The organism is Protofrankia symbiont of Coriaria myrtifolia, from assembly GCF_900634755.1.
Classification (GTDB): Bacteria; Actinomycetota; Actinomycetes; order Frankiales; family Frankiaceae; genus Protofrankia; species Protofrankia coriariae.
In genome coordinates this window covers 1-25,529 of sequence record NZ_CAAAFS010000161.1, presented here as the reverse complement: position 1 = coordinate 25,529, position 25,529 = coordinate 1, and the positions used below count along the sequence as shown (strand labels likewise).

19 protein-coding genes and 2 pseudogenes are annotated in these 25,529 nt (G+C 70.8%); 11 read left to right on the top strand and 10 right to left on the bottom strand.

Going from position 1 to position 25,529, the window contains the following annotated elements:
• Positions 1 to 350: 350 nt before the first annotated feature.
• From CM1CMNOD_RS08925 to CM1CMNOD_RS08915, 3 genes are all read left to right on the top strand, one after another.
• Complete coding sequence (locus CM1CMNOD_RS08925; RefSeq protein WP_206438059.1) at positions 351 to 1,166, top strand: ABC transporter ATP-binding protein; 816 nt, start codon at positions 351 to 353, stop codon at positions 1,164 to 1,166.
• Complete coding sequence (locus CM1CMNOD_RS08920) at positions 1,153 to 2,196, top strand: ABC transporter ATP-binding protein (RefSeq protein ID WP_013873337.1); 1,044 nt, start codon at positions 1,153 to 1,155, stop codon at positions 2,194 to 2,196. Before CM1CMNOD_RS08925 ends, CM1CMNOD_RS08920 begins: the two co-directional genes overlap by 14 nt.
• Positions 2,197 to 2,286: 90 nt before the next feature.
• Positions 2,287 to 3,633 (top strand): NtaA/DmoA family FMN-dependent monooxygenase, encoded by a 1,347-nt coding sequence (locus CM1CMNOD_RS08915; protein ID WP_013873336.1) that lies wholly within the window; start codon positions 2,287 to 2,289, stop codon positions 3,631 to 3,633.
• A 431-nt stretch (positions 3,634 to 4,064) separates the two neighbouring features.
• On the opposite strand, the gene CM1CMNOD_RS08910 is transcribed toward CM1CMNOD_RS08915, so the two are convergent.
• Together CM1CMNOD_RS08910 and CM1CMNOD_RS08905 are read right to left on the bottom strand one after the other, a co-directional pair.
• A complete protein-coding gene (locus CM1CMNOD_RS08910; protein WP_013873335.1) occupies positions 4,065 to 4,637 on the bottom strand; it encodes an allene oxide cyclase barrel-like domain-containing protein in 573 nt (190 codons plus the stop codon).
• Between the two features lie 207 nt (positions 4,638 to 4,844).
• Positions 4,845 to 5,561: a TetR/AcrR family transcriptional regulator gene (locus tag CM1CMNOD_RS08905; RefSeq protein ID WP_013873334.1), complete on the bottom strand. Its 717-nt coding sequence runs from the start codon at positions 5,559 to 5,561 to the stop codon at positions 4,845 to 4,847.
• A 159-nt stretch (positions 5,562 to 5,720) separates the two neighbouring features.
• Between CM1CMNOD_RS08905 and CM1CMNOD_RS08900 the strand changes: the two genes are divergently transcribed.
• A complete protein-coding gene (locus CM1CMNOD_RS08900) occupies positions 5,721 to 7,217 on the top strand; it encodes an MFS transporter (RefSeq protein WP_013873333.1) in 1,497 nt (498 codons plus the stop codon).
• Positions 7,218 to 7,700: 483 nt separating this feature from the next.
• Here the strand turns inward: CM1CMNOD_RS08900 and CM1CMNOD_RS08895 are convergent, their stop codons facing one another.
• Positions 7,701 to 9,665: an HAD-IIIC family phosphatase gene (locus CM1CMNOD_RS08895; RefSeq protein ID WP_013873332.1), complete on the bottom strand. Its 1,965-nt coding sequence runs from the start codon at positions 9,663 to 9,665 to the stop codon at positions 7,701 to 7,703.
• A 447-nt stretch (positions 9,666 to 10,112) separates the two neighbouring features.
• Here CM1CMNOD_RS08895 and CM1CMNOD_RS08890 point away from each other — a divergent pair, with 447 nt between their 5' ends.
• The 3 genes from CM1CMNOD_RS08890 to CM1CMNOD_RS08875 all read left to right on the top strand — a co-directional run bounded on the left by CM1CMNOD_RS08890 (position 10,113) and on the right by CM1CMNOD_RS08875 (position 13,842).
• Positions 10,113 to 10,340 carry an acyl carrier protein gene (locus tag CM1CMNOD_RS08890; RefSeq protein WP_013873331.1) on the top strand — a complete coding sequence of 76 codons (228 nt, stop codon included), beginning with the start codon at positions 10,113 to 10,115 and terminating at the stop codon, positions 10,338 to 10,340.
• Between the two features lie 299 nt (positions 10,341 to 10,639).
• Positions 10,640 to 12,232: an acyl-CoA carboxylase subunit beta gene (locus CM1CMNOD_RS08880; protein ID WP_043605914.1), complete on the top strand. Its 1,593-nt coding sequence runs from the start codon at positions 10,640 to 10,642 to the stop codon at positions 12,230 to 12,232.
• A gap of 119 nt (positions 12,233 to 12,351) precedes the next feature.
• Positions 12,352 to 13,842, top strand: coding sequence for an FMN-binding glutamate synthase family protein (locus tag CM1CMNOD_RS08875; RefSeq protein ID WP_013873329.1), 1,491 nt, complete (start codon positions 12,352 to 12,354; stop codon positions 13,840 to 13,842).
• 17 nt (positions 13,843 to 13,859) lie between these two features.
• Here CM1CMNOD_RS08875 and CM1CMNOD_RS22980 read toward each other — a convergent pair whose 3' ends face one another.
• The gene (locus tag CM1CMNOD_RS22980) at positions 13,860 to 16,355 is read right to left on the bottom strand and encodes an AAA domain-containing protein (RefSeq protein ID WP_050803452.1); all 2,496 of its coding nucleotides are present in this window, start codon (positions 16,353 to 16,355) and stop codon (positions 13,860 to 13,862) included.
• 2 nt (positions 16,356 to 16,357) lie between these two features.
• Between CM1CMNOD_RS22980 and CM1CMNOD_RS22975 the strand changes: the two genes are divergently transcribed.
• Positions 16,358 to 16,534, top strand: coding sequence for a hypothetical protein (locus CM1CMNOD_RS22975; RefSeq protein WP_237703057.1), 177 nt, complete (start codon positions 16,358 to 16,360; stop codon positions 16,532 to 16,534).
• A gap of 456 nt (positions 16,535 to 16,990) precedes the next feature.
• Here the strand turns inward: CM1CMNOD_RS22975 and CM1CMNOD_RS22970 are convergent.
• Positions 16,991 to 17,179: pseudogene (locus CM1CMNOD_RS22970) on the bottom strand (AAA domain-containing protein); the annotation flags it as partial.
• Positions 17,180 to 18,768: 1,589 nt separating this feature from the next.
• Between CM1CMNOD_RS22970 and CM1CMNOD_RS22965 the strand changes: the two are divergent.
• The gene (locus CM1CMNOD_RS22965) at positions 18,769 to 19,155 is read left to right on the top strand and encodes a DUF6059 family protein (protein ID WP_013873328.1); all 387 of its coding nucleotides are present in this window, start codon (positions 18,769 to 18,771) and stop codon (positions 19,153 to 19,155) included.
• A gap of 263 nt (positions 19,156 to 19,418) precedes the next feature.
• Positions 19,419 to 20,411, top strand: a pseudogene (locus tag CM1CMNOD_RS08860) (aldo/keto reductase).
• A 68-nt stretch (positions 20,412 to 20,479) separates the two neighbouring features.
• Here CM1CMNOD_RS08860 and CM1CMNOD_RS08855 read toward each other — a convergent pair.
• The 3 genes from CM1CMNOD_RS08855 to CM1CMNOD_RS08845 all read right to left on the bottom strand — a co-directional run bounded on the left by CM1CMNOD_RS08855 (position 20,480) and on the right by CM1CMNOD_RS08845 (position 23,015).
• Positions 20,480 to 21,220 (bottom strand): AfsR/SARP family transcriptional regulator, encoded by a 741-nt coding sequence (locus CM1CMNOD_RS08855; protein ID WP_013873327.1) that lies wholly within the window; start codon positions 21,218 to 21,220, stop codon positions 20,480 to 20,482.
• A gap of 159 nt (positions 21,221 to 21,379) precedes the next feature.
• Entirely contained in the window at positions 21,380 to 21,724 is a 345-nt protein-coding gene (locus tag CM1CMNOD_RS08850) for a LuxR C-terminal-related transcriptional regulator (RefSeq protein WP_013873326.1), read from the bottom strand.
• A 694-nt stretch (positions 21,725 to 22,418) separates the two neighbouring features.
• Positions 22,419 to 23,015: a TetR/AcrR family transcriptional regulator gene (locus CM1CMNOD_RS08845; RefSeq protein ID WP_131772424.1), complete on the bottom strand. Its 597-nt coding sequence runs from the start codon at positions 23,013 to 23,015 to the stop codon at positions 22,419 to 22,421.
• Positions 23,016 to 23,628: 613 nt separating this feature from the next.
• Here CM1CMNOD_RS08845 and CM1CMNOD_RS08840 point away from each other — a divergent pair.
• Positions 23,629 to 24,507, top strand: coding sequence for a helix-turn-helix transcriptional regulator (locus CM1CMNOD_RS08840; RefSeq protein WP_013873323.1), 879 nt, complete (start codon positions 23,629 to 23,631; stop codon positions 24,505 to 24,507).
• Between the two features lie 293 nt (positions 24,508 to 24,800).
• Here the strand turns inward: CM1CMNOD_RS08840 and CM1CMNOD_RS08835 are convergent, their stop codons facing one another.
• Both CM1CMNOD_RS08835 and CM1CMNOD_RS08830 read right to left on the bottom strand, forming a co-directional pair.
• A complete protein-coding gene (locus tag CM1CMNOD_RS08835) occupies positions 24,801 to 25,052 on the bottom strand; it encodes a ferredoxin (protein WP_013873322.1) in 252 nt (83 codons plus the stop codon).
• The coding region (locus CM1CMNOD_RS08830; RefSeq protein ID WP_131773940.1) for a cytochrome P450 at positions 25,049 to 25,529 on the bottom strand (481 nt) is incomplete at its 5' end. The genes CM1CMNOD_RS08835 and CM1CMNOD_RS08830, both read right to left, overlap by 4 nt.

The following is a 25,529-nucleotide window of genomic DNA, read 5'->3' as shown; positions in this document are numbered from 1 at the left end:
GCCCGTCCCGCACCGCCACGCCCTCCCCCGTCACTTCGCCCGCCCTGCCTGAACAGGTCGGGGCAGGGCCGGGGAGCCTGCTGGTGGGCCTCACCACGACTGGCCCCGACCCCGCCAGCCCGGCGGACGGGCCGGCTGACCAGGCCGGCCCGTCCGGCCCGGCAACCGCGGACGTACCGGATACAGGCGCACTGGATTCAGATGTGCCGAATACAGATATAACGGATGCAGACACACCGGGTGCGGACACAGCTGACAGCACGGGTGTCAGGAACGTTGCGGATGTTCCTGACGACCCGTCGCCTCAGGAGGGCTCCGACGCCGTGCTGCTGCGGGTGACGGATCTGTGGGTGACCGCGCCCACTCACACGGCCGCTGGCCACCGGGGCGATGTGGTGCGCGCGGTCAGCTTCGCCCTTGGCCGTGGTGAGGCTCTCGGGCTCGTCGGCGAGTCCGGCAGTGGGAAGACCCTCACCTGCCGCGCGCTGCTCGGCGCCCTGCCGGAGGGCTGCGTCGTCAGCGGCGGAACGATCGTCTTCGACGGCCAGGACGTGACCGCGCTGACCGAGAAGCAGTGGCGCCCGCTGCGTGGTGCCCGGATCGGGACGGTGTTCCAGGATCCGGCGTCCTACCTCAACCCGTCGCTCACCGTCGGCCGGCAGCTCACCGAGGTCCTGCGCCGCCACGGCGGGCTGGGCCGGCAGGCGGCCCGGCAGCGGGCCCTCGAACTGCTCTCCGCGGTGGAGATCCGGGATCCGGCGAAGGTCGCCCGGCAGATCCCCAGCCGGCTCTCCGGCGGGATGCAGCAGCGGGTCATGCTCGCCGTCGCCGTCTCGTGCGAGCCGGACCTGCTCGTCGCCGACGAGCCGACCACGGCGCTCGACGTGCGCACCCAGGCCGAAGTACTGGCGTTGCTGGCGGCCCTGCGGGCACGGCTGAACATGTCCCTGCTGTTCGTCACCCACGACCTCGACATCGTGGCGGGCGTGTGCGACCGGATCGCCGTGTTCCACCGCGGCCGCATCGTCGAGACCGGACCGGCCGACGAGATCGTCCACCGGCCTTCCCACCCCTACACCCGTTCCCTGGTCGCGGCGGCATCGGCAGGCGCTGTGCCGGCTGCCTCCCCCGGGTCCGCTCAGGAGGCTCCAGTTGTCCGGGTCTGAGCTGGTGCCCGCCGCTCGCAAGCACTCCGACGCGGCCGGCGAACCGATCACCGCCCAGCTGCCGGCCGACGCCGGCCCAGCGGCCAGCACCGGCCCGTCCCACGACCTGTCCCCCGCGGACGACGAGCCGTTGCTGCGGGTGGCCGGCCTGCGGGCCGGTTTCCACGGCCCGGACGGGATCATCCACACCGTCCTCGACGGCGTCGACCTCACGATCTCCCCCGGCGAGATCGTCGGGCTGATCGGGGAGACGGGATCGGGCAAGACGACCCTGGGCCGGGCCATCGTCGGCCTCGTGCGCCCCACCGCTGGCACGATCCGGTTCGAGGGGGCGCAGATCCAGGGCCTGCGCGGCCGGCACCGGCGGGCACTACGCCGCCGCGGCCGGATCCAGTTCATCTTCCAGGACCCGCTGCGCTCGCTCGACCCCGCCCAGCGGGTCGCCGACATCGTCACGGAAGGGCTCGCGATCCGTCGGGAGCTCGATCCCGCGGGACGCCGTCAGCGCGCCGCCGAGGCCCTCGTCGCCGTCGGCCTCGGCCCGGAGTTCCTCGACCGTCTGCCCGGCGAGATCTCCGGCGGCCAGCGCCAGCGGGTCGCGATCGCCCGCGGGATCGTCACCCACCCCCGGCTGCTGATCTGCGACGAACCGGTCAGCGCCCTGGACGCCGCGAACCGCACGCACATCCTGCGGCTGCTCGCGCGGCTGCGCGACGACCAGGCGATAGCCATGCTGATCATCTCGCACGACCTCGCGAGCATGGCGGACGTCGCGGACCGGGTCGCGGTCCTCCACAACGGCCGGATCGTCGAGGAGGGGCCGACGGCGCGGGTGTTCGCGGCACCCACGCACCCGTACACCCGGCTGCTCATCGCATCCAGCCCGCGTTCGGCCCGTGGCCTCGACCCTGACTCTGGCTCCGGCGCCGACCACGGCTCCAGCCATGATCATGATGGCTCCGAGCATGACGGCCGTGACCTCGACCCGGCCACGGCCCGGCCGGGGCCCGGGAACGCCGTGACCGGCTGAAGCCGGTAACCCCCGGACCACCCGAGCCGGACCGCCCGAGGACCGGATCGCCCGAGAAATGGACCGCCCGAGAAGGAGTGGACGACGACCATGACAGCAGGCCGCAGGCTGAAGCTGGGCGTGTTGCTGCACGGAATCGGCAGCGCGGTCGCCGGTTGGCGCCATCCCGACGTGCCCGCGGACGGCGCCGTCGACTTCGAGCTCTACCGGCGGTGGATCCGCACGGCTGAGAAGGGGCGTTTCGACCTGCTCTTCATCACCGACACCCTGCACATCACCGCCAACTCGACCCCGCAGTACCTGACCCAGTTCGAACCGATCGCGCTGCTGGGCGCACTCGCGGCGGCCAGCAGCGACATCGGCCTGGTCGGCACGGTGTCGACCTCCTACAGCGAGCCCTACACCGTCGCCCGGCAGCTCGCGACGATCGACCACATCAGTGGCGGCCGGGCCGGGATCAACATCGTGACGTCCGCGGCGGCCGCGACCGCCCGCAACTTCAACCGGACCGAACAGGAGCATCCCGAACACGACACCCGTTACCGGATAGCGGCCGAATACCTCGACGTCATCCAGGGCCTGTGGGACTCCTGGGAGGACGACGCCCTGATCCGGGACAAGGAGTCCGGCGTGTTCTTCGACCGCGCCAGGCTGCACACCCTCGACCATCGTGGCGAGTTCTTCTCCGTGCGGGGACCGCTGAACATCGAACGGCCCCCGCAGGGATCACCCGTCATCTTCCAGGCCGGATCGTCGGAGGCCGGCAGGACCTTCGCCACCCGTGAGGCGGACGGCATCTTCCTCGGCCCGCAGAGCCTGGCCGACGCCGTCGCCTTCACCCGGGACATCCGGCGGCGGGCGGCGGCGGCCGGACGTCCCGACGGTCTGCCCGTGGTGTTCGTAGGGGTCACCGTGTTCGTCGCCCCGACGCAGCAGGAGGCCGAGCGGCGCTATCAGGAGGTGGCCGACCTGGTCAGCACGGACCATGCCCTGCGCTACCTGTCCCTCATGTTCGGTCAGCACGACTTCACCGGTTACGACCTGGACGCGCCCTTCCCGGACCTGGGCGGGATCGGCGACGACGCGTTCCAGGCCGGCTCCCGGCGGATCAGGCGACGTGCCCGGGAAAACGGCTGGACGCTGCGGCAGACGGCCCTGGAGATGATCACCCCGCGGGGGGAGTTCATCGGGACACCCGAGGGGATCACCGACCGCATGCAGGAATGGTTCGAAGCCGGTGCCACGGACGGTTTCATGCTCATGGAGGCGATGCCCGGGGGGCTGACGGCCTTCGTGGACTCCGTCCTGCCGATCCTGCAGGAACGCGGGCTGGCCCGGCGCGAATACGAGGGCCGGACACTGCGCGACCACCTCGGGCTGCCTGTCCCACCCAACCGCTTCGTCAAGCGGGACACCGTCACCGACCGGGGCAACTGATCGCCCCCGCCCCGCCGGCGGCCGTGGACGACGTGGACATCGTGAACGCCGTCACCGGTCGCCGGAAGAACACGCCCCGCCACCTGTCCGCCCGGGCAGCGCACGGCTGTCCGGGCGGACGACGTGCGGCGGGTGGACGTGAGCCGGCGCCGGACGGGGTTTCCGTCCGGAACACCAGTGCACACCGTACGGCTACACGTCAGACATCAACAGTTACAGTGCGGATACTGACAGCCACATCTGAGACGCCAACAGCCGCGCCTTGGCTGCCGCCAGTAGCGCTCCGAGCGTCAGTGACCGCACCGCGAACGCCAAAAACCATACTAAAAAATATCGACAGTTACATATCGGGTGCTGACAGCCGCACCCCAGGCACCGCGATGACCGAAACCCGAGTACCGATGACCGTGCGCGGCGGGGCCGCGGGCACCCTACCGTCGGTAGAGCACGATGTTGGACTGGTACTCCTTGTGCGGGACGACCGGTCGGAACTGCCGGAAGCCCACGGCGCCCCGGAACGGGCCCGCGACACCGACGGCGTTGATCGTCGCCTGCTCCCCCGCGGTCAGCCGGGTGTCATCGATGAGCCCGCCCGTGCGGATGACGTTGCCGTCCTGGAGCTTTATCTCCTCCGAGAAGTAGGCCACGAAGCCACCGTCCGGACGCTGGTACAGCATCCGGCCGTAGCCCTTGGTCGTCCCGATCGTCCTGCCGTCGGCGCCGACGAACTCGTAGGCGACCTCGGCCACGTCGTCCAGGGTCGGGTTCTGCCCGCTCGGGTCCTCGTTGTTGGAGTCGTAGGCCAGCACCTTCTCCACCAGGTCGAACAGCAGCAGGGCGTTCTTCGGGTCGGCGATGGTCGTGCCGCGGGGAGGCGCGAGCGGCGGCACCGCGAGGGTCGCGAGCACCCCGGACGTCACGGCCGCCCGCACCGGAGCGAGCGCCGCCGGGAGACGGCCGGCCGACGGGAGACGGAGTCCCTGCGGGGGACGGAGAGAGGGCATGGCGGTTCTCCTCGCTGCTGTTCGGACGGATGGGACCGGGATCCGTCTTCGACGGTAGGAAGAGCCGCTGAACCGAACCTTGTGCCGTGGGCGGAGAAGCCCGTGCCACAGGTGGGAAAGCCCACGCCGCAGGCGGAAAACCCCGCGCCGCGGGCGGAGACGCCCGTACCGCAGGCGGGAAACCCCGGGCCGCGGGCGGGCGGCCGCTCAGTCGGCCGGGGGCGGCTGGGGCGAGGAGTGAGCCGTCGCGAGAGCCGGCCGTGTCCGCGCCGGCCCGCGCGGCCGGCGGCGGGCGGCGAAGGCCCGCAGGAAGGTCCGGACACCCGCGGTGACGGCGGCGTCGAGGTCGATCGGATGGATGGGCCGGGTGCCCAGCGCGGACAGCGCCGGCAGGTTCCCCGCGACGAGCGTCATGAACTGGTTCGCGGCGCTCTCGGGATCGTCGATGTCGAGATGCCCCCGGTTCGCGAGACGAGCGAGCCGCCCCGCCAGGGCGTCGACGACCGGGCCGCTGCCCAGGGAGAGCACCGTGTCGTACAGGTCGGGCATGTGGACCGCTTCGGCGTACAGCAGTCGTTGCAGCACCCAGCCCTCGTCACTGAGCTGACATTCCAGGATCAGGTAGGCCACCTTCGTGAGCTGGTTGGCCAGTTCGGCTCCGTCGTCGGAGAGCGTGTCGAGCGACGCGATGATCTTTTCCGCGGAGTGGCGCGCGGCGTCGCACATGACCGTGCGGAACAGGGCCTCCTTGTCCGCGAAGTGGTTGTAGACGGTCGGTTTCGACACCCCGGCGACGGCCACGATCCGGTCGATGCTCGCGGCCGGGTAGCCGTCCTGGGCGAAGACCTTCAACGCCGCGTCGAGGATCGCCTCCCGCTTCACGATCCGTCCCCGGCTCGTCGGGCGGTGCGCGGCGTCGGTCATGACCGTGATGGTACAGCGGCACGGCCATGTCTTCGCCAGTACGTTGTACAAAGTCAAACTGCAAAGTTTAGTTTTACTTGGTACCAAGTGTAGATTGAAGCTGTGCTGGCTTCACGCCATGCCGTCACCAGACAAGACGTCGCCAGACAAGGAGAGCAGATGACCACCGATGCTGACGTGCCCGCAACGGGCACGACCGGCACCGACACGACCACGGCTGTGCGCCCCGCCGCCGCGCCCGACCAGGGCGTCACCCAGCCGGAGACAGCGGGCCGCACGGCCCGGCCGGGCGCGCTCGGCCTCATCCTCGCGGCGATCGTCGGCGCCGAGTTCATCCTCCAGCTCGACGCCACGATCGTCGCCGTCGCACTGCCCAACCTGCAGGAGGATCTCGGGCTCTCCGCCGGCTCGCTGTCCTGGGTTGTCAACGGTTTCCTGCTCGCCTTCGGCGGCCTGCTGCTCTTCGGCGGCCGGCTGGGGGACGTTGTCGGACACCGCACCACCTTCATCGCGGGCACCAGCCTGCTCGCCGCCGCGTCCCTGCTCGCCGGGCTCGCGTCCAACGTCGGTCTGCTGCTGACCGGCCGCGTCCTGCAGGGCGCCGGAGCGGCGCTGGCCGGGCCGGCCGGGCTGGCGCTGCTCGCCACGACCTTCACCGGCGCGCGGCAGCAGCGGGCCTTCGCGGTGTATTCGACGGTGACCGGGTTGGCGGCGTCCGCCGGCATGGTGCTCGGCGGCATCCTCACCGACCTGGCGAACTGGCGCTGGACGCTGCTGATCAACGCGCCGATCGGTGTCGCCGTCGCGCTGCTCACCGCCCGGGTCGTGCCCTCCCCCAGTCGCTCCGACGAACGCCGTGCGCTCGACGTTCCGGGCGCGGTCCTGTCCGTGATCGGCATGACGGCTCTGGTCTACGGCTTCGTGGCGGCCGCCGAGGACGGCTGGGATTCCGGCAGGGCGGTCGCGGGCCTGGTGGGCGGAGTGGCGGTCCTGGCCGGCTTCGTCCTGCGGGAGGCACAGGCCAGCTCGCCGCTGCTGCCCCTGCGGGTGGTCACCCATCGTGGCCGGGCCGGCGCGTTCGTCAACCTGCTGCTGATGGCGTTCGCACTGACGGGCTTCCTGTTCTTCCTGACCCAGTTCCTCCAACGGGTCCTCGAGCTGGAACCGCTGGTCACGGGGCTGGCCTTCCTCCCCTTCGGGGTGTCCCTGCTGCTGGCGGCACGGGCCGTGCCGAAGATCCTCACCCGCCTGAACCCGCGGGCGCTGGCCATCCTCGGATTCGCCGTGATGGCCCTGGCGCTGTTCTGGCTCAGCCGTCTCGGCAACGACAGCGACTACGCCACCGGCATCCTCGTGCCGATCATCCTGCTGGGCGCCGGCGCAGGCGCGGCCGTCGTCCCACTCAACATCATCATCTTGTCCCAGAGCGCGCCGGAGGAGATCGGCGTCACCTCCGGGGTGCTCCAGTCGGCGCTGTCGGTCGGCGGTTCCCTCGGTATCGCCATCCTGCTGACGTTGTACACCGCTGCGGACGATGTCGCCGGCGGCGTCACCCGCGCCTTCACCGGCGGCGCAGTGATCGCCGCGGTCGCCGTCGTCCTCGGCCTCGTGTTCTGGTACCTGCCGGGACGCCGGCCCGCCGAGGCGGCCGCCTGAGTCCCGGCCGTCCCCGAGCCGATCCTCGCCGCCACTGCCCGGATCGCGCCCGGATCGTGTAAGCGGGCCCTGCCCCCGCCCGCCAGCGGGATTCGCGCTGCGCGGGTATGGCCCGACGCCCCGGCGAGCTGTACCGATCAGACGCATACCGATCAGACGGCAGGCCAAACTGGTCAGGATCGGTTTCTGGATTCACGCGGGTTGCACGGCCCGACGCCACGGCGGGCCGTGCCCGCGCCCGCGGGTGCGGCCCAATTCGGAACCGAATTCAGAAACAACGACGACCGCAGTGCCCGCGCCAGCGGGTGCCGCAGTCAGCCCGCCCGTCGGCCCAGACGCCCGCGCCCTGCCACCTCGCCGGCGAGGTGGCAGGGCGGGATGCCCCGTGGTGGATTTCCGGGAACGCCTCGCCATCCCGCCAACGAGGTGGCGGGCGGGATGCGAATGGAGCGGGCAGAGCCACCGCTACGCACCGCCCACCCGCTACGAGCCACCAACCAGGGTCTCGTCGAGCAGGGTGACGTACGCGGGCACCTGCGTGACCGATGTCAGGTCGTGCCGGAACGTCGTCGCGTCCTCGCCGCCGTCCCGCCCGTCCGCGGGGCCCGGCTCGGCCGGGACGAACCCGTGCCGGGGGTAGAAGTCGGCCACGATGCGGTTCTTCGCCGTCGGCCGGTAGGTGGCGGCGACGGCGTGCGCACCTGTGTCACGGGCACGTTCGAGCACGGTCGCCAGGCAGGCCTGCTCGATCCCCCGGGAGAACACCCGGCAGCTCAGCAGGAAGTTGTCGATGTGCACGACCCCCTCCACCCGGCGCAGGAAGACCGCGCCGACCAGGCCGTTGTCACCGAAACGGTCCTCGGAGCGGATCGTGAGCACCGTGTGCTCCGGCCGGTCGAGCAGATCACGCAGGTCCGGCGCGGGCAGCCGGCGGGTCGTGGTGTTGAACTGGTTCGTCCGCAGGGTGAGCTGGCTGACCCGAGGCACGTCGGCCTCCCGGGCCACCCCCAGCCGCACCACGATCTCCAGGCCGCCCAGGTACTCCTCGATCGAGGCGAAGCCCTCCTGGAAGTCGCGGCGGTCGAGTTCCTCCCGGTAGCGCCGCACCCGGACACGGTCCTCGGCGGTCAGCTCCCGGGTGTCGAACCATCCGTCACGCAGCACCGCGTCCAGGTGACCGGCGGGGTCCTCGTCGACCGCGACCACGGCGACGTCGGGCAGTTCGGCCCGGACGAGGCCGCGCTCGTAGGCGGAGTCGTCGACGAAGACGAAGCTGTCGACCCCGAGGTTGAGCGAGCTGGCAAGGTCCAGGAGGTTCTCGTGCTTGGGCCGCCAGTTGGCGATGATCCGCACGAAGTCGTCCGGGCGCAGCGTCATCTCCGGATGCCCGGCGAGCGCGTCGCGCACCACGTCGGCCTCGTTCTTGCTGACCGCGGCGAGCAGCACGCCCTGCGCCCCGATCTGCTTCACGACCTTCTGCACGGCCCGGAACGCCTCACCCCGGTAGGAGCCGGCGACCTCGATACCCTCCACCCCGTCGTCACCGACGATCCCGCCCCACAGGGTGTTGTCCAGGTCGAGCACCAGGGCCTTGCTGGTGCGCCCGGTGATGTTGCGGGCGAGGTGGCCGACCTCCCGGGCGTAGGCGGCGAGCAGGCCGGCGGACAGGTGGGCCTTGGCGTAGACCGTCAGCCGGGAGTCGGTGACCGGCACGCCCTCGGCGACGAGCGGGTCCAGATCGAGCACCACCAGCGCGGGAAAGCGTTCGGTGAGGCCGAGCAGCCGGGCGTTCGCCCGTCGCCACACCGCCCCCAGCCGGGCCCGCGACCGATGGTCGACGAGCTGGGCGGTGAACCGGCGTGGCAACGGCAGCGTGTTGAGCACCAGGGTTCCCCGGCTGATCTCGGTGAAGCGGGTGACCAGCGTCTCGAGCAGGGAGATCTTGGCATCCAGGACCCGTTCGACCGCGTCGGGATCCCACGGGAGCGGCACCTCGTCGAAGACGATCGTCGGGTCGAGCAGGGCCAGGACGAGATCGGCCGCATGGGCGTGCAGGGAGCTGCCGGGATCGGTGAGCTCGAACACGTAACTGTCGAAGGTCCCCAGCTGGGAACGCAGCAGCAGACCGTGCCGGCCGAGTTCCCCGGCCAGGGCCGGCAGCAGCGCGGAGACCGTGCCGTGCGCGGTGACGGCGATCCGCACGACCGGGGTCGACGGATGCTCCCGCAGCACCTCGTCCGGGCCGACCTGGACGAGCAGGCGCCCCGCCCGCGCCAGTTCCTCCGCGGAGGCGTCCGCCAGCAGTTGGCGGACCCGGGGGAACTCGGCGGCTATCCGGCCGTCACGGTGCAGGCCGAGCAGGTCGGTGGCGGCCCGCCGGCCGTCGGCGGGTGCCGGGGAAACGCCGGGGGCGGGCCGCGCGGAACCGGTGGTGCTGGAGACCGTCATCGCCGGGACCTTTCTCAAGAGTGGATCGGCGTCGATCCACGGGCGGAATTCGCCAACCGTCGTGACCGCCCTCGGACCGTCCGAACGCTGTCCGAATGCCAGCCGAACGCCATCCGAACGTCACGGCCACACAGTCAAATCATCCGGACGGCGACTAAAGCGGGGACTAAAGTTCCGCTAGTGTTGTGATCGCCGACGTCGTACGGGTGTGATGCCGTACGGGTTCGTTGCCGGTCGGGCCCAGGGCCGGAACTAGCGCCGTCCAAGGCGCGTCCCGCAGGATGTAGGACGCGGTTTTTACCGTCCACGGCCGATGCGGTCCGGCCACGGTCTCCCGGCACCGACGACGCGCTCCCAGCACGGCCACAGGCATGGTCATGAAGGTGACCGCGACGAGGACCACAATGAATGACCGCAATGAATGATCACGACGAATGGAGACGACGGATGGACAGCATCGAGGATCTGGTCACGCTCGTCCGCGACGAACTGGGCCTGCCGGTGTCGGCCACCGACGCCGGCCGAGAACTCGACGAGATACCCGGCTGGGACTCGGTGCACCTGCTCACCCTCGCGACCATCCTGGAACGGACGACCGGGCAGCGGCTGTCCCTGCCGGACGTCCTGGAGGCGACGAGCCTGGAGCGGCTCTACGCGCTGACCACCGGTCGGTAGGCTCCGCGTCCCACGGTTCGCCGGTTCGCCGGTTCGCCGGTTCGCCGGTTCGCCGGTTCGCCGGTTCGCCGGTTCGCCGGTTCGCCGGTTCGCCGGTTCGCCGGTTCGCCGGTTCGCCGGTTCGCCGGTTCGCCGGTTCGCCGGTTCGCCGGTTCGCCGGTTCGCCGGTTCCACACCCTGCTCAGGAAATTATCGACAAATACTGTGTGACGTTCCCCGAGTCGTTCCTGGACGGCCGGCTGATACCGGCCACGGCGGTGTACAGGAAAACTTTAGAACAGGCCGGCATCCTTGCAAGAATGACGGAGGTAGCCAACGGCACGCGGGCCGGCATCAGTATCGGTATCAGTATCCCCGAGCAGGACGTCCGCGATCCCCACCGCAGACTGTCCCACCTGTTCGACCCCGATTCGTTCGCCCCGTTCCCCTCCACCGGCAGCGGCCGGGTACTCGCCGGGCGGGGCCGGATAGGCGGCGTCCCGGTCATCGGCTACTGTACGGACGGCAGCCGGATGGGCGGGGCGCTCGGTTCCGAGGGTTCCAGGCACGTCGTGGCCGCCATCGAGGAGGCGGTCCGCACCGCAAGCCCGGCCATCGGGCTGTGGCACTCCGGTGGGGCGAGCCTCGCCGAGGGTGTCGAAGCGCTCGACGGCATCGGCCAGATCTTCGCCGCCATGATCCACGCTTCCGGCCGGGTACCGCAGATCTCGGTGGTGCTCGGGCCGGCCGCGGGCGGCGCGGCGTACGGGCCGGCGCTGACCGACGTCGTGATCATGGCGCCGGCCGGTCGCGTGTTCGTGACCGGCCCCGACGTCGTGCGCAGCGTGACCGGAGAACAGATCGACATGGAGGGGCTCGGCGGCGCCGACGCGCACGGCCGCCGTTCCGGTGTCGTCCACGTGCTGGCCCGTTCCGAGCGGGACGCCTACCAGCGGGCCCGCCGGATCACCTCCCTGCTCGCCGACCCGGGCCGTTTCGACCTCGGCGCCGGCCGGGGCCTGGCCGCCACCCTCCCCGGGCCCAGGACCGAGCCCGGCGCCGACGAGATCAGCGCCATCGAGGTTGGCGCCAGCACGCTCAGTGTCGGCGGCCCCGGCACCGGCACGGTCGGCACCGCCGAGGTGGGTGCCAGCGACGTCGGTGAGGATCTGCGGGCGCTGCTGCCGGACCGACCGCGGCGGGCCTACGACGTCCGGCCGCTGGTGCGCCGGCTCGTCGACGACGACCCCACCGGCGACGGTTTCGAGGAACTGCAGCCCCGCTGGGCGCCCAACATCGTCGTCGGGCTCGGCCGTCTCTACGGCCACAGCGTCGGCGTCATCGCGAACAACCCGCTGCGCAAGGGCGGCTGCCTGGACTCGCTGAGCGCCGAGAAGGCCGCCCGGTTCGTCCGCATGTGCGACTCCTTCGGCATCCCGCTGGTCGTGGTCGTCGACGTGCCCGGCTACCTGCCGGGCGTCCGCCAGGAATGGGACGGGGTGGTGCGCCGCGGCGCCAAGCTGCTCTACGCGTTCGCGGAGGCCACGGTGCCGCGCGTCACGCTCGTCACCCGGAAGTCCTTCGGCGGGGCGTACATCGCGATGAACTCCCGCTCGCTGGGCGCCACCGCCGTCCTGGCCTGGCCCGAGGCGGAGATCGCCGTCATGGGCGCCGAGGCCGCGGTCGGCATCCTGCACCGCCGGGCCCTGGCGGCGGTGCCCGACGACGAGCGGCCGGCGCTGCTCGCCCGGCTCGTCGACGACCACGCCCGCACCGCCGGCGGGGTCGACCGGGGGCTGGCCCTCGGTGTCATCGACGCCGTCATCGATCCCGCCGACACCCGCCGGCGCATCGCGCGGGTCCTCGCCTACGCGCCCGCCCGCCGCGGCCGCCACGGCAACATCCCCCTGTGACGGCCTCCCGGTAATGATCCCCTTGTTATCGCCCCTGACCACCGGATACAGGTGCTCCGGGCTGAAACAAACGGGTGCCCCGGGCTGGTAGGGGTGATGGCCGCGAGTTCAATGGGGGTATGGCAGTAGTCGGCTGGGTGGCGTTCGGAATTCTCCTGCTGGTGTGCGCGGTGGCGGTGTACGACGTCCTTCAGCGCCGGCACTCGATCCTGCGGACCTTCCCCGTCATCGGGCATCTGCGCTTCCTGCTGGAGGACGTCGGCCCGGAGCTGCGCCAGTACATCGTGACCGGCAACGACGAGGAGCGGCCGTTCAGCCGCGACCAGCGCCGCTGGGTGTACGCCACGGCCAAGCGGGCCAACGCCAACTTCGGCTTCGGCACCGACAACGACCTGGAGCTGTCAGCGAACTACCTCATCGTCAAACCGGCGGTCTTCCCGCTGCCGGCGCCCGCGCCCGGCGACGACCACCTGGAATGCCGCAAGGTGCTCGGCGCGGCGCGCGGCCGGGCCCGCGCGTTCCGACCGGCATCGGTGGTCAACATCTCGGGGATGAGCTTCGGCGCGCTGAGCGCACCGGCGATCGCCGCCCTCAACAAGGGCGCCGCCATCGCCGGCTGCCTGCACAACACCGGCGAGGGAGGTGTTTCCGACCACCACCTGCAAGGTGGTGACCTGGTCTTCCAGATCGGCACGGGCTACTTCGGCTGCCGCACCCCCGACGGCCGGTTCAGCCTCGAACGCCTGGTGGAGCTCGTCGGCCAGCACCCGATCCGCGCGTTGGAGATCAAACTCAGCCAGGGGGCGAAACCCGGCCTCGGCGGCGTCCTGCCCGCGGCGAAGGTCACCCCCGAGATCGCCCGCATCCGGGGGGTGCCGGTCGGGCAGACCTGCGTCAGCCCATCCACCCATTCGGCGTTCAGCGACGTGGACAGCCTGCTCGACACCGTCGAGGAGATCGCCGCGGCGACCGGGCTACCGGTGGGGATCAAGTCGGCCGTGGGCGAGCTGGGCTTCTGGGAGGACCTTGCCAACCGGATGGTGTCCACCGGCCGTGGGGTCGACTTCATCACCATCGACGGGGGCGAGGGCGGCACCGGCGCGGCACCGCTGGCCTTCAGCGACCATGTCGCGCTCCCGTTCAAGCTCGGCTTCAGCCGGGTGCACGCCATCTTCGCCGCCGCTGGGCTCGACGAACGGATCGTCTTCGTCGGCTCGGCCAAACTCGGCTTCCCCGAGACCGCGCTGCTGGCCATGGCCATGGGCTGTGACCTGGTCAACGTCGGCCGGGAGGCGATGCTGGCCCTGGGCTGCATCCAGGCGCAACGCTGCCACACCGGCCACTGCCCCACCGGGGTGGCCACCCAGTCCCGCTGGCTGACCCGCGGGCTCGACCCCCAGGACAAGGCCGCCCGGGTCGCCAACTACGTCAGTGGGCTGCGGCACGACCTGCTGCGGCTCGCGCACGCCTGCGCGGTCAGCCATCCGGCCCTGGTCACCCTCGACTCCTTCGAGATCCTCGACGGACACTTCGGCTCCCGACCCGCCGGCGAGGTCTTCGCCACCCCCGGCGCCGGCACCGCGAAAAAGTGGGACGACCGGGTGGTGTGACGACGCGGGTCCGGCGATCACTCCAGGGGGGACATGACGGGTGACGCGGACTGTTGCTCAGGTACCGCGGCGGTCACGTCGGGGCGGATCCCGAGTTCGTCGAGTCGTTCCCACAGGGAGGCGAGCGCAGCCTCCGGGTGCCGGTAGTACGCCGAGCCGCGGACCCGCCAGAATTTCCATCCCTGATCCTGGAGCATTCGCTGGCGGCGGAGGTCGGCCTCCCACCGCTGCGGACCGTGGAACTTCTCACCGTCGCATTCGACGGCCAGCCGGTCGTGCTCGCCCTGCACGACGAAATCGATGCGGCAGCCGCCGGCCTCGTGCTGCGGGCGTACCCGGTAGCCTCGGCGCAGCAGATCCCGCAGGACACGTCTCTCGAAATCGCTCTCGCATTTTTCCTCGAGGGTGGCGGCCTGCGCCTGCGGGTCGTTGACGGCGTATGCGTAGGTGAGCAGGTGTCCACGCACGTCGTCGGCGTGCAGCGCGCCCGGGTCGACGCTGTGGAAGATCCAGAGCTGGTTGCGGGCCCGGCTGGCCGCCACGTTGATCCGCTGCTGGTCGGCCTTTTTCGTCGCGGCCGACCGGTTGTCGTCGGCGACGACGGAAATGAAGATGACGTCCCGCTCGTCGCCCTGGAAATTGTACGGGTCACCTACCCGGATTCGCCGTTGTTCGTATTCGTCGCCGCCGAGCACGGCGAGCAGTTTCTGTTCGATCAGGCGGCCCTGCGCGTTCCCGAGCAGTGTGACGACGCCGAATGTCATCCCGTCGTACGCCGGGTCGTCCCGGCAGTCGAGAATCCGCTGGACCACGGCGGATGCCTCGGGCTCGTTGACGTCCCCGTACTGTCCGCGGGTACGGACCCCGTCGGGCACGCGGACGGGGCGGACCGGCGAGCCGATCCCGAGATCGGTGCCCTCTCGCAGGGGGAGGATTCTGCCGGCGTAGAAACGGTTCGAGAACTCGATGATGTCCGGCATGCAGCGGAAGTGCTCGCGTAGCAGCACCACGTCGGGAAACACCCTGGTGGCGGTGTCGTAGAGGCTGGCCTCGACATCCAGCAGGGAGCGCTGCGCGAGGTCGGGAAGATGCGTCTCGATCAGCTGGAACACCCGGGACCGGTCGACACCGACCGCCGCCGGACTGATCTGCTTGTCGTCCCCGACGACGACGACCTTGCGGCCCAGCGCCAGCACTCCCATGGACAGCACGTCGCACTGGCTGGACTCGTCGACGATGACGACGTCGAAGAGATCCGTCCGGCGTGGGTCGAAGCTCTGCAGCACACGGTGGATCGGCATGATCCAGACGGGGACGGCGCCCATCGCGGCGGGCATCTGCTCGCGCGCGTCCGCCTCCCACCTGCGGGCGAACTTGCCGGTTCCCCTGCCGATCCTCGCCAGCGCCTGCAGCCAGCCCATCAGCGCACGGCGCTGCTCCTCGCGCAGGTTGGCCTTCATGCCGAGCCGGGCGGAGCGGACGGCGACGTCGAGGACGAGCCGGCGGACAGCGGCCGTCGCCTCGATGATCCGCTGTTGGAGGACGGCGGCGTCACCGCGTTCGAGCAGGGCGTCCAGCCAGGTCTGGGCCTGACGCCAGCGCCACAGCTCGGGCAGGTCCGGCGCCGAGCCGCACACGGCCGTGTCCCCACCGCTACCGATGATCTTTGCGGCCCACAGGGGAGCGACGGCGGCGAGCCGGCCGGCGAGCGCGTCGCGGCGGTCCAGCGCCGGCCGCAGCTCGGTGAGCCGTTCGATCTCGTCGCACGTGGCCGTCCAGGCAGAGAGGTCGTGCCGGTCACGCCGGTCGAGGACGTCGCGCAGCGTCCCCCACAGCGGTCCCGGGTCCGGCTGCCCACCGCCGCCGCCGAGATATTCGCGCCACCTGTCGAACCATGCCGTGAGCTGGCGCTCCTCCCCGCGTTTCGCGGCCGCCTCCAGGATGTCTCCCGCGGCGGCCAGCTGCGCGGCGGTCGGCCGGACGGGCGTGCCGGGCAGGACGGCGCGCAGCCGGTCCAGCAGCGCCGGCCCGTCGGTGATCTCCCAGGCGATCGCGTCGCGCAGCAGGTCGACGTGGTGTTCCAGGCTCGGTACGAACGCGGGGTCGTCGGTCGACAGCGGCGGCCCGCCGACCGTACCGACCAGATCATGGTAACGACGTCCGGCGGCGGTGACGGTCGTCCGCTCTCGGATCTTCGCCCGGACCGTCTCGACGTCGTCGACCGTGCGCAGCTCGAAGCCGTCGACGCGGGTGGCGGCGTGAAAGGCCCGCAGCTCCCGACCGCCCACCCGGGGGATGCCCCGGCCGGCGGCGAACCTCTCGGCAAGATCGTTGAGTGTCGCCTCCTGGACACGGGGATCACCCTCCGCGACGACGACCGTCCGGCCGAAGGTCGCCCGGCGCAGCTCCACGATCGTCCGGGTCTCGGCGGCGAGCTGTTCGGCCTGCTCCGCCCAAAGGCGCCCGCGTATGCCCGCGACTGCGCGACCTGCGCGCGCACGGCCGCCAGCCACGGTTGCTCGGCGGCGGTGACACGGGCCGTCGCCGCGCGGACCGCGGCGAGAAGGTCGGCGAGAGCGTCGCCGCCCAACGTGTCCACCGCGGTGAAGGAGGCGCCCTGGGCCTCCAGGTCGGCGAGGTCGTCGCGCAGCTTGTCGAGCCGCCGGTACTGCTCGGCGAGCTGGCCGGCTGACGGCAGGCTTCCCCGGGCCGGCAGGTCGTGGCGGGCCGCGGCCGCGTCCGCCGCGGGGATGGCGGCGAACCGGATCAGTTCGTCGAGTTCGGCCACCGACAGCGGGGGACGCTGATGCTCGGTGAGCCGGTCCGGTATGCGGTCCCACCCGGTTTCGTGGCTGGCGAGCCAGTCGGCCACCCGGGCGGCCTTTGCCGGCCCGTCGGCGAGGGGAAACTCCGCGGCTTCGGCCGCGAGCAGGTCGACCAGCCGCAGCTCCAGCCCACGCCGTTCGGCGTGCGCGGCGTCGAGGTCCGTCAGCAGCGCGTCGACCGTCGCACGCTCGACCCCCTCGTCGATGCTCGACACCGCGTCCATAATCATCTGTGCGGAGGCGCGGAGCTCGCCGAGGGCCGCGGAGGTGGAGCCGAGCACCGCGATCGACAGGTCACGCAGCTCGGCCGGGATCTTGTCCCGGAGCACGGCAAGGGCCTGCTCGTTGTGTGCCGTGACCAGCACCCGCCTGCCGTGGGCGACGAGATGACTCACGAGGTTCGCGATCGTGTGGCTCTTGCCCGTGCCCGGCGGGCCCTGCACCGTCACCCCACGGGACCGTTCGAGCTGGCTGGCGATGCGCTCCTGCTCGTCGTTGGTGGGCAGCGGCATCAGCAGCCGCCGCCCGAGCGGGCCGGCGGCGACGCCTGCGCCGTCACCGTTGTCGGCTGTCGCGGTCGTGCCCGGGCCGCCGGCCGGGAGCCGGCCGGCGTTCTCGTTGTCCACGACCGCGGCGAGCGCTTCCGGCAGCACGTCACGCTCGGTGAGAACCTGCCGGAGCTCGGCGTAGAACCGCTGGTAGAGCGCTGGACGGGGGCGGACGAACAGCACCCAGGTGTCCACCAGCACGGGCGAGGCCGCCGGCGGCGGGACCTGGTCGGCCAACGGGCCCCGCCGGCCGAGGAGAACCCTGGCGTCGAGGCCCAGCGGGGCGACGATCTGCCGGTACACCTCGGTCAGCCCGTCCTCGCTCCACAGGTCCGGCGGGCTCGCCCGGACGGCGTCGCGCAGTGCGCCCAGCTCCTCGAGCGCGGCGATCCCCAGCCCGTGCAACGGGTCGGTCTCGACAGCGGGATAGCCGTCCGGCAGCACGCTCAGGTCCCCGTTGTCGGGATCCAGCTCGATCGTCAGGGGGGTGACGAGCAGCGGATGATCGATAAAATGCTCACCCGGCGCCCAGGACAGAACGCCGTGCCCCCACACCAGTTCGTGGGTGGCGCTGTCCCGGGCCAGCCGCAGCCGCAGGTCGTACAGCCGCTGGTAGAGCAGCCGGGCGGACCGCGCGGGACGGGCGGTGTTCGCCCATGGCTCCCACTGCTGCGTTATCCAGGTGGAAAGCTCGGCCCGCAGGCGCTGTGGGTCCTCACCGTCACGTGCGCAGGCCTCCTCGAAATCCGCTGGCAGCGCCGGCGGGTCGGGCAGATCGACCGTGACACCCGGCAGGTGGTCCGCCAGCCGGGCCGGTAGCACCGGCGGTGGCGGCTCCACCGCCTTGCCCACCCGCAGCCAGGACGACCGGGTCGCGCTCGGGCCCAGGGCGACCGCCGGGTGCGTCGGGACGTCACGCGGCCGGGTCAGCGGCGAATCGTAATCCGTCAGCCGCCGTTTCGGTTTCGTCGACAGCTCCAGCGCGAGTGCGGCCAGGTAGTCCAAAAGGTGCAGCGACCGCGCCTTCACCTTTTCGTCGTACCCGACCACTGTGTCTCCCCACGCGCAGGCACCCGTCACGGACAGGACGTTTCTATCGGACGGATCCGACATCCCCCGACACGTCTGGCCCGCGAGAGGCGGGCCCGTACCGTACGGATCACCCGAGCGGGCCGCCGCCAACCATACGTGCAGAAGAGACTACGGTTGGTCTCTTCGAGCCGGTCTCTTCGAGAAGGAACCGGATCGGTGCGGCAGGAACACCGTGGGTGTCCGGTCCGCCAGCGCCGGTCGCAGGCCCGCGCGACAGGGCTCTGTCGGTGCGGTCGGGTGTCGAACCGGGAGCCGAGACCACGGCCACGGCCACGGGCCGACGATCACAGGCACACGGTTGCCGCAGCCGGGCGGCCCGGGGAGCAGGCCGGGCGCCGGGACCCGCGGGCGGTCAAGCCGGGCTTCAGGGCGCTGCCGCATGATCGGTCAGGTCACGATCGGTTGTGTACGGCGCGGCGGCCACGCTTCGTCGCCCGGAGAAGAGGGCGGAAAACCCTGCCATGACCAGCCCACGCACGCCGTCCGGCCGCCGGCGGCGGCTGCCCGTCCACCCGTCTGCCGTCTCCCGCCAGGCGGACTCGACGTGGCTGTTCGGGCGCCACCTGCGGTGGCTGCTCACCGGTGCGCGGGCAGCCCTGCGCTGGACCGGCTCGACGCTGGTGCTGGTGGGCGAGACGGCCGTGTTCGTCTGGACGGGATGCCCGGTCCGGCCGCCGGTCGGGCCCGTCGAGAGCCGGCCCCGCCCGTCGACCCCGCCCGGCCATCCCGAGCGGGTACCCGCCGAGCGCGTCCCCAGCCCGGCCGAACGCGGGCTGTGGCGCGAACTCGACGACATTCCCGATCCTTTCCCGGTCCACCCGGAAACATCCGACGGCCCATATCGGTGACCGCCGGTACGAGGTGGCGGGTGACAGTGCCGCGGCCCGCGGAGACGGCTGAATATCGATATCGCTGTCCGTCACATCGTCTCCCGGGCTGTCTTCCGGGCCGGCCCGCGTATCCGGACCGGTGGCATCCCCCGCGGTTTGGGAGTGCTTAAGCAGCTGGGACCACACTGGCTGTGCGGAGCAGAAAGCACCACGAAAGCCGGGCCCGGCGAATCTGACGAAACGGTTCCGGACAGCGTTCAGGACAGAACGGAGCACACAACATGGCGGATCTGCCCACCCGCTATCTCGGCAAGCTCGAGGTAAGCGCACAGGGGCTGGGTGGCCTGGGCATCAGCGAGTTCTACGGGCCGACCGACGACGCCGAGTCGCTGGCGACCATCCGGCGCGCACTCGATCTCGGCGTTACCCTGCTCGACACGGCCGACGTCTACGGCCACGGCCACAGCGAGCGGCTGATCGGCCAGGCCATCGCCGGCCGGCGTGACGAGGTGGCGGTGGCGACGAAGTTCGGGGTCCGCCGAGCGGACAACGGCATCGGCCAGGAGGTGCGGGGTGACCGGGAGTACGTGCGGGAGGCGATCGACGCGTCACTGACCCGGCTCGGCATCGACCACGTCGATCTTTACTACCTGGCCCGGTTGGACCCCAAGGTGCCGATCGAGGACACTGTCGGAGCGCTGGCCGAGCTGGTCGAGGCCGGCAAGGTCCGCTATCTGGGGCTGTCCGAGGTGGGTGCGGGGACGCTGCGGCGGGCGCACGCGGTACATCCGATCACGGCGCTGCAGAGCGAATGGTAGGTGTGGACCCGCGGTATCGAGGAGGAGGTCGCTCCGACCGCCCGCGAGCTGGGCATCGGCATCGTCGCCAACGCCCCGCTGGGCCGGGGTTTCCTCACCGGCCGGTACCGCGGCCGCGACGTGTTCGGGCCGGACGACTTCCGCTTTCTCGCGCAGCCGCGGCTGACCGCCGAGAACCTGCCGCGCAATCTCGCCCTGGTGGACCGGCTGGCCGCGATCGCCACCGAGCGGGGGGTCACCGCCGGTCAGCTCGCGCTGGCCTGGCTCGCCCACCGAGGCCCGGACGTGGTGCCGATCCCGGGTACCCGCCGGCAGGACCATCTGCTGGAAAACCTCGCCGCCGTCAGCATCACCCTGACCGACAAGGAACTGGCCGCGATCGAGGCGGCCATTCCGCCGGAGGAGGTACGGGGCGCGAAGCTCACCGATTTCAGCCTTCAGTTCGTCGACCTGTGACACGGTCGGGGACCATGACCGCTGTTCCCGCCTCGGTCGTCCATCAGGCATCGGTCGTTCACCAGGCATCAGTCGTCCACCAGGATGGCCTGGTGCAGTTCGCGTACGGCGCGGCCCGGCTCAAGGCCGAGTTCGGCGACAATGGTGTGCCGGGCACGCTGGTAGACCTGCAGCGCGGCGGCCCGCCGGCCGCTGCGGTGCAGGGCCAGCATGAGCTGGCGATAGAACACCTCGTGCAGCGGGTATTCGGCGACCAGATTCCGCAGGAGGCCGACCAGGTCCCGGTGCCGGCCGAGCCGGAAGTCGCATTCGACCAGATTCTCGTAGCACTCCAGCCGCAGTTCGTCGAGCCAGGCGACGAAACCGTCGACGATCTCGCCCCCGCGCTGGTCCTCCAGGACCCGGCCGCGCCACAGCTCCAGCCCGCCGGTCAGGGACGTGGAGGCCGACTCGTAGTCACCCACCCGGAAGGCCGCCCGTCCCTCGTCGAGCAGCCGCAGGAACTCCAGCAGATCCAGCTCGTCCGGGCCGACCCGCATGAGATAGCCCGGTGAACAGGTCACCAGGTCGGAGCAGTCCCGGCCGTTGGCGGCGAGGAACTTGCGCAGCTGCGAAACATAGACGTGTAGTCCGGCGACAGCCCGGCGCGGAGGTGAGTAACCCCACAGTTCCGCGACGAGCTGTTCCGTCGAGACCACCTCGTTCGCCTTTATGAGAAAAACCGCAAGAAGCGTCGCCACCTTCCGCGCGTTGATAGACGCCACCCGCTCGTTCTCAATTATCCGCAACGGGCCCAGCAACTGGAACATGGGATCAGACCTCCGCAGACGAGTGGATTTCGTCGACCGCAGTCGACTGGCCCCCGTTCCGCCCAGTCTCACATACTCATCCACTCCCGGCATCGGAGGAACCCCATATCCGTTCACGAATTCTCGGCCTGGAAGTGGTAACGGAGGACACATTGTTTCTTATTCATGTCTGAAGTTCTGCACCGCTGTGACGCCGCCGGCGACATCAGCCGGGCCAGCGCCGCCCGGGAGGGGACCTGCGAGCATGCGGTGGATACGGGCCAGGCGCAGCTGGACGGTCCGCGGGCTGGGGTTCGGCTCGTCGGCGATCTCCTTGTTCTTCCGGCCGGTGCCGGCGACGTACGCGATCTCGCATTCGCGGCCGATGAGCGAGGTACCCGGTAAGCGAGGCGGGCAGTGGGCGTGCCGGCCCGTCCACGGGCCGGTGTGGGGTGGTGGGCCGAGGCCGTTGCCCCCATCGCTGCCGGCAGCCACCCTGCCGACAGCCACTCCGTCGGCAGCCACGCCAGCCCCCGTCCCAGCAGGAGGAACGGCGGCAGCACGGTCTGGCCGGTGGGTACGGCCAGCGCGGCGCCCCGGTCGCGGTGATGCTCGGCGTCACCGCGATGTCCCAGGCACGCTCTGTACACCCGAGCGCGCCCGCGGGCCCGAACACGCCTGTGTCCGGGCACACCTGTACCCGGGCGCACCTGGCGGCGTCCGGGATGCGCCGCGCACCTGGACCGGCGGGGCAACGGCCCCCAGACAGACCGGAACACCTCGGCGGGCAGGAAGAGATGATCACCGGGCATCGTGGTGAAAATTCCCCTGTTGTTCCGCAGAACGACACAAAAAAGCAACGGATCTGGAATCAGACGCCAACAGTCCACACCCGTTCGGCACACGGGGAACGGACCCACGGCATGGGTCCGCCGCTGAAGGGGCTGGATTACCGGTGGGCGCCGAAGGAGCGGCTCGGCGACAGGGGGAGGCGTGCCGCCGGACAGGAGGCACTCACCACTGTGCCGAAGTCGACGTGGCGACGCCGGAACAGATTTGCGGCCTGCGACCGCGGGACGGCGTACGAATGGCCGGCATTACACCGGCGGAAACGGGCTGTGACGCCGCACCTCATCCGCCGCGTCCTCCCAGCCCAGCCCGGTGTGTCGACGTCCGCACCGTACCGGTGTGATGCTCCAGTTTGCAAGAGTCGAGTGAGTCAGAAAGCCGTAACACCGGGTAACCGGAGACCGGTGGCAATAATCGACATCAGCGCCTCCAGTTGGCCGGCGCGCTCCGGTGCCTGCTCCCGGACCCAGGCAATGGCGCTGACCAGGGCGATCACTTCGTCGACCCCGATGTCCGCGCGGACCTCCCCGGCGCGCTGGGCCCGGGTGAGCAGCGCCGCGGCGGCGTTGTCCACGTTCTTGCAGGAGCGGTGCAGCGCGGACCGCGCGTCGCGGGACCCGTTGAGCAGGGCGGCGGCGACACCACGATAGGTAGCCACGTACGCCACCAGATCGGACAGCCAGGTGATCAGGGCGGTACCCGGGGCCTCGGACTCCAGCAGCCGGTCCGCCTCTGCGCAGATGGCGGTGGTGCGGTCGTGCACCAGCGCCTCCAGCAGCGCCTCCCTACTGGCGAAGTGCCGGAACAGCGTGCCGATGCCGACACCCGCGCGCCGGGCCACCTCGTTGAGGGATATCTCGTCGTCCTGGCTGGTCATGGCCTCCCTGGCCACGGCGAGGATCCGCTCCCGATTGCGCCGTGCGTGGGAGCGCATCGGCCGCCCGGTGGCCTCCGCCAGGTCACTCATGCGCGCCGCCACCCATGCGAAACCTCCCTGCTTCGACCAGGCTCCTTGACTGAGCCTATGAACTGCGACCCGCACAGGCGGCGTCTTCGCCCCTGTCGGCCCCTCCGGAGCCGCCGCCACCCTGGCGTCCGAACCTGCCAGCAGTTACTGTCTGCATTCACTTGACGCAACCATAACGGCTGGTAGGCTCGACATTGGCTGTTTGTAGGCAACTAATTGTTTTACTCGACGCATCCAGGCAGACCGGATGGCAGTCGACCGGAATTCTGGGCGCCATAACTCTGTGTCAGTGGTGACACGATGGTGTGGCGGTCCGCCGTGACGCCGATCCAGGTGCCCGATACCGGGCCGGGGAAACCGGTTCTCAGCATCGGATCGCGTACGAACATCGTCGGTCGTTATTCTCCGTTACCCGAAGGGACGGAGCAAGGCGCACGAAGTGTCGGCCCCGGTCCGGGATCGGGCCCGACCGCCCAGGCAGAACCGGGGTCGTTTCACCGAAATCAGCGCTCCGGTCCGGTCACTGACCCACGGCTCCGCACGGGGTTCGGGTGGAAGTCCGAACGCGGTGGGATACATCCGGCCGCGGCAACATGGACGGAAGCAGGTCACAATGATCAGCGGAGTGATGGCCGGCACGCCGACCGGTGGGGCTGACTGGTCGTCACGGCAGCGACAGGAACGTTTCCGGGAAAATCAATCCGCCGCCCTGCGGGAATGTCTGCTGGGACGACGGGCGGCGGGCTGCGACCTGCTCGCGCGGGCGCTGACGGCTTCCCTGACCGCGCCAACGGTGGACAAGGTCTCGTTGCTCGCGACGTTGGGGCTGCTGGCGATGGTCGGTGAGAAGCCGCCCTCGGCGGACCAGGTCGATCTCGTCGCCCGAGCGATCACCGATGGTGACACCTTGGCGGTGGCCGGATTACACGCGGTACACGCGCAGCGGGCTGTTTTCGCCGCCGAGACCACCACCGCCCGGACCTGGGCCTGCGCGTCCGCCACCGCGGTGGACAGGCTGAGCGACGCTGAACTCGCCACCTGCCTGGAGATCGTCGCGCTGCTGGCCTGGGTGGAGGCATGCCTGGGGCGTCGCTATGACGCCGAGCGTCACTGCGACCGGGGCGCCGCGCTGGCCGTACACACCGGCCAGACCGTGCTGCTGCCGTTCCTCCTGCTGGGACGGGGGCTGGCGTGGCTGCCGACGGCGATGGGGCAACGGCCTCGGCCCACCACCCCACACCAGCCCGCGGACGGGCCGGCCCACCCGCTGCTTGCCTCGCTCACCGACCGCGAACGCGAGATCGCGTACGTCGCCGGCACCGGCCGGAAGAACAAGGAGATCGCCGACGAGCTGAACCTCAGCCCGCGGACCGTCGAACTGCACCTGACCCGTATCTACCGCAAGCTCGGGATCCCCTCCCGGGCGGCCCTGGCCCGGCTGATGTCACAGCTCGGTGATGTCACGGCGGAGCGGGACGCCGACGGCGCATGAGAAACAGCGGCTGACAACACGCGATCCGCATACGACACCCTGTGCGGGGAGCGCAAAGCCGCGGAGCGCCCGCGGAGTGCCCGCGGCGCCGGCATCGCTACCAGCACCGACAGGCACCCCGCGGGCTGGGGCAGGTTTCTCCCTCCGAAGGAAACGGGTCCTGCCCCAGGGGCCGCCGGCTCGCCCCGGGCGGACGACGGCAGGCTGTTCCGGTCGCCCATTCCATTACAGCCTGTGTCAGGTCCGTCCAGGGCGGGCGGCGGCCGGCCTGGCCGGCCCGGCCGTGGTTGCGCTCAGGCCGGTTCGACAGAGATCACACCCGTCGGGCACAGCCTGCTGGCCAGCTCGACGTTGTCCCGGTGGTGCGCCGCGGGCGTCGCCTCCAGGATGATCACGAGACCTTCGTCGTCGTCGTGCTCGAACACCTCCGGGGCGGTCAGCACGCACAGCCCGGCGCCGATGCAGCGCTCCCGGTCGGCGCGCACCCGTATCCGCCCGTTGTCGGGCGACGGGACCGGGGCGGGGCCGTCGGCCGGCCTGGTCACCACGTGACCGGCAGCGACTCGAGTCCCTGCATGGTGCCGGAGGAGCGCATCCGCAGGTCTTCGAACGGCACGGCCAGCCGCAGCCCCGGAATACGGGCGAACAGCGTGCGATAGGCGGTCTCCAGCTGCAGCCGGGCCAGGTTCTGGCCCAGGCACTGGTGAATGCCGTAGCCGAAGGTGAGGTGCTGACGGTTGCCCCGGGAGATGTCGAAGACGTGCGGGTCGGCGTGCACCGACTCGTCCCGGTTCACCATTGTCGAGGACACCACGATGCCGTCACCGGCCCGGATCACGACGTCGTCGATCTCGATGTCGTCGGTGACCCAGCGGACCGCGGCAAAGTCGGTGACGGCCAGGTAGCGCAGCAGTTCCTCCACCCCTGTCTGTACCGGCACCTCGCCGGAGATGAAAGCGGCCAGCTGCTCGGGATGGGCGAACAGGGTGACCACCCCGAGCGGAATCATCGACGATGTCGTC

Coding starts and splice junctions, on each gene's coding strand:
- CM1CMNOD_RS08890 (WP_013873331.1), top strand. CDS start 10,113: ATGGACAGCATCGAGGATCTGGTCACGCTCGTCCGCGACGAACTGGGC.
- CM1CMNOD_RS08875 (WP_013873329.1), top strand. CDS start 12,352: ATGGCAGTAGTCGGCTGGGTGGCGTTCGGAATTCTCCTGCTGGTGTGC.
- CM1CMNOD_RS08840 (WP_013873323.1), top strand. CDS start 23,629: ATGATCAGCGGAGTGATGGCCGGCACGCCGACCGGTGGGGCTGACTGG.
- CM1CMNOD_RS08915 (WP_013873336.1), top strand. CDS start 2,287: ATGACAGCAGGCCGCAGGCTGAAGCTGGGCGTGTTGCTGCACGGAATC.
- CM1CMNOD_RS08905 (WP_013873334.1), bottom strand. CDS start 5,561: ATGACCGACGCCGCGCACCGCCCGACGAGCCGGGGACGGATCGTGAAG.
- CM1CMNOD_RS22965 (WP_013873328.1), top strand. CDS start 18,769: ATGACCAGCCCACGCACGCCGTCCGGCCGCCGGCGGCGGCTGCCCGTC.
- CM1CMNOD_RS08900 (WP_013873333.1), top strand. CDS start 5,721: ATGACCACCGATGCTGACGTGCCCGCAACGGGCACGACCGGCACCGAC.
- CM1CMNOD_RS08880 (WP_043605914.1), top strand. CDS start 10,640: ATGACGGAGGTAGCCAACGGCACGCGGGCCGGCATCAGTATCGGTATC.
- CM1CMNOD_RS08895 (WP_013873332.1), bottom strand. CDS start 9,665: ATGACGGTCTCCAGCACCACCGGTTCCGCGCGGCCCGCCCCCGGCGTT.
- CM1CMNOD_RS08855 (WP_013873327.1), bottom strand. CDS start 21,220: ATGTTCCAGTTGCTGGGCCCGTTGCGGATAATTGAGAACGAGCGGGTG.
- CM1CMNOD_RS08845 (WP_131772424.1), bottom strand. CDS start 23,015: ATGAGTGACCTGGCGGAGGCCACCGGGCGGCCGATGCGCTCCCACGCA.
- CM1CMNOD_RS08910 (WP_013873335.1), bottom strand. CDS start 4,637: ATGCCCTCTCTCCGTCCCCCGCAGGGACTCCGTCTCCCGTCGGCCGGC.